The 2,543-nt window shown below is 70.6% G+C and carries 1 protein-coding gene; it reads left to right on the top strand.

All coding sequences use genetic code 11. From position 1 onward, the window contains the following. Positions 1-199: 199 nt before the first annotated feature. Positions 200-2,543 (top strand): DUF2157 domain-containing protein (locus HMPREF9440_RS11665; protein WP_008542333.1); only part of this gene is annotated, 2,344 nt, incomplete at its 3' end.

The following is a 2,543-nucleotide window of genomic DNA, read 5'->3' as shown; positions in this document are numbered from 1 at the left end:
GACGAGGAGATGGGGATCGCGCCCGAGGACTGAGCGGCTGACCGAACGGGCAGGGCGGTCCGGGCGATCCGGGCGGTTCGGGTGAGGAAGGCCGCCGACACATTCGGTTGCCGAGGTTCACAAGCGCCTTCGCGCGCGGGGCGACCCGATCCCTATACTCGAAGACATCGAAACCTCTTCTTCGAAGGAGACGCCGCCGATGTCCCGCACCACCGCGACGCCGCCTGCCGACCGTTCTGAAACCTTTTCCGCGCTCCGCGCGCTTCCCTGGCGCGCCGTGGGCGGGCTCCTCTGCGTCCTGGGGCTTCTGCTTCTCATCGACTCGCAATGGGTCGGGTGGGGACCTGCGGCGCGCTTCGGCGTCTTCGGGGCCGCGGTGCTCGCGTCGGGCGGTTTCCTCGTGCGGGGCCTGTCCCGCCGCCGGGAACACGCTTCGGGACTCACGCTCGACGTTCTCGGACTCCTTCACGCCGCGACGATCGGGGTCTTCCTCGTCGTGCACGGGCAGACCTTTCAGTCCGGGGCGGGAAGCGAAACGCTCCTTCTCATCTGGACCCTCCTGACGCTCCCCTGGGCGGTGCTCCTGAGGGAGCCCCTGACGCTCCTTCTCACCTGGGTCTTGGGCCTCACGGCGGGCGTCCTCTGGATCCTCGAATTTCGCTGGAACGTCCCGACCGTCATGATGGTTGCGGCCCTTTGGTGCGCCCTGGGGCGGCTGACCGTTCTGATGCTCGAAGCCCATCCCTCGCTCTTTTCTCCGGAGACGCTCCTGGGGCTCCGTTGGCGCACGCTCTCCGCGGCCGTGCTCGGCGCGGGCGTGGCGGCGACGGCCGGTTGGATCACCTGGCAGCTCTTCTTCGGGGAGTTCCTCGGGCACGAAGGCGTGTACTTCTGGCAGGACGCGGTGACGGCCGCGCTCTTCTTCGTCTTCACGGTGCGGGGGCTTCCCAACGTCCACGGGCACGGGGAGCACGGGAACACGACTGAGACGACCGAGGCGGCCGGGACGGCCGCAGGTCAGGGTGATGCGTTGGAGGACGTCCGGACCGCGGTCACCCGCCGCAACCTGCTTCTTTCCCGAACGGCCTGGGCGGCGGGCGGGTGGCTCCTCGCGAACGGCATCCTCGGGCGGATCGGCATGGAGATGACCGAGGCGCACGAAGTCCTTTGGATCGCCGGGGTGCTCATCAACGCCGTCGCCGTGGTGGTGTTGGGAAGCGTGGCGGGCGGTTGGATGCGCCGTCGCGGTGAGTCCGCTGCGCATCCGGCGGAGGGTGCCGAAGAGACACCGAGCCCGGGCGGGCTCGTGCTCGGGGCTCAGGTGCTCGCGGGCGCGGGCGTCATCGTGTTTCTCCTTGGCTTCGCGACGGTCGTGCTGAAGCTTCCGGCCGAGACGGTCGGTGCGGTGCTCTACGGAGTGCCGTTCCTCTGGCGGGGTTGGAGGGTTGTGCGCGCGAAGACGCGCGGCGCGGCGTTGAAGCCGACCTCCTCCGAACGGATCCTCACCGCCGCGGCGGTGACGGCCGGGCTCGTCCTTCTCATGGACGTGCGGCCCGTCGAGGCGCTCCCGGGGCTCGTGCCCGCGGCGGGCTTCGCCGTTGCCGCCCCCGCTCTCGGAAACCGTTGGCTTTGGGTGGGCGCGCTCCTCGCCTGGCCCAGGATTCAGCGGTTCGGGTCGGACGCCTTCGTCTTCTGGGGCGTGCGCGTCAACATCCTCCTCGCGGCGGCGTTGGTCGCGTCGGAGCTTTGGGGGCTCCTGAAGGTTTCCGGGAAGAGGGATGACGGTGGGCAGGACGCAAGCGGCGGACGGAGTTTTTTGAACGGGCTTTCCGGCCTCACGGCCCCGGTGCTCACCGGCGCGGTGCTCTCCGCGTTCCTCGCGATGGGGATGACGGTCGAGGGACCGGCCAGGGCGATGTGGGGCGCGGAAGGATCGGCGGTGACGGCACGGCCCGACGCGTTGGCCGCCGCGCTGGTGCTCCTTGCCTGGGTGCTCTCGCGACGACGTGACGGTGCGGAAGGTACGGAGGGCACGGACGGTACGGACGGCGCGCTTCTCCGTTGGCGTCGCCCCGCGGCGGTGCTGATCCTCGTGCCGGTGCTCCTCTTCATCCCCGAGGCCTCGCTCGTCGTCCTGATGGTCGGCGCGGCCGCGGCGGGGTTTGAGCGGGGCGACTCGGGTTGGAGTCGCCTCATCGCGGCGGTCGTCGCGGCGATGGGGCTTCACGCGGCAAGCGTTTGGGGCGTGACCTTGGAGACGCTGGTCGTCGTCGGCGTGAACCTTCTCGTGACGGGCGCGGCGCTTCTCGCGGCGGCGTGGCTCGCGTACGGTGGGTGCGGCGGTTGCGGGTGCGGCTGCCGGGGCAGCGGGGCCAACGGGGCGGAGGAGGCTGACGAAGCCGACGAAGCTTCTTCCGCTCGTGTCGGCAGGTTCGGGTACTCCCGTCCCGCCAAGGCCGGGGCGGCGGTTCTCGCCGTCGTCGCCGGGGTGCTCGCGGTGGGCGTCGCGAGCGACGCGTACCACCTCAAAACCGCCCGCACGG

It is taken from the genome of Sutterella parvirubra YIT 11816, from assembly GCF_000250875.1.
GTDB lineage: Bacteria > Pseudomonadota > Gammaproteobacteria > Burkholderiales > Burkholderiaceae_F > Sutterella > Sutterella parvirubra.
The sequence above is the reverse complement of the archived record's forward strand: the minus strand, read 5'-3'. Positions and strand labels throughout refer to the sequence as shown.